Origin of the sequence: Bacillus sp. SIMBA_074 (assembly GCF_046534555.1) — a bacterium.
Classification (GTDB): Bacteria; Bacillota; Bacilli; order Bacillales; family Bacillaceae_G; genus Bacillus_A; species Bacillus_A mycoides.
The window spans coordinates 1-243 of the sequence record NZ_JAWRYM010001091.1 but is presented as its reverse complement, the minus strand read 5'-3'; the positions used below and the strand labels follow the sequence as shown (position 1 = coordinate 243).

Here is a 243-nt window from a genome sequence, read left to right as displayed (position 1 = left end):
CCCGTGGTCTGGGTGCATCACGACCCCGTCGGCGTGGGCACACCCGAGTGGGAGCTCGCCGCGCCGCTGCGGCGGGATGAAGGAGAGCCCTTGGTGCGCAAGAGCTACCGCGACTCCTTCGCCGACACGAACCTGCGCGAGACGCTGGACGACCTCGGCGCGACCCGACTGGTGATCACCGGCGCGCAGTCCGACTTCTGCGTGCGTACCACGTCGCAGCGCGCGGCGGCGGAGGGCTATGAC

1 protein-coding gene is annotated in these 243 nt (G+C 71.2%); it reads left to right on the top strand.

The genetic code is table 11. The features are described 5' to 3' along the window. A partial coding sequence (locus SB773_RS34125; protein ID WP_410594931.1) for an isochorismatase family protein occupies positions 1-243 on the top strand: 243 nt, incomplete at both ends.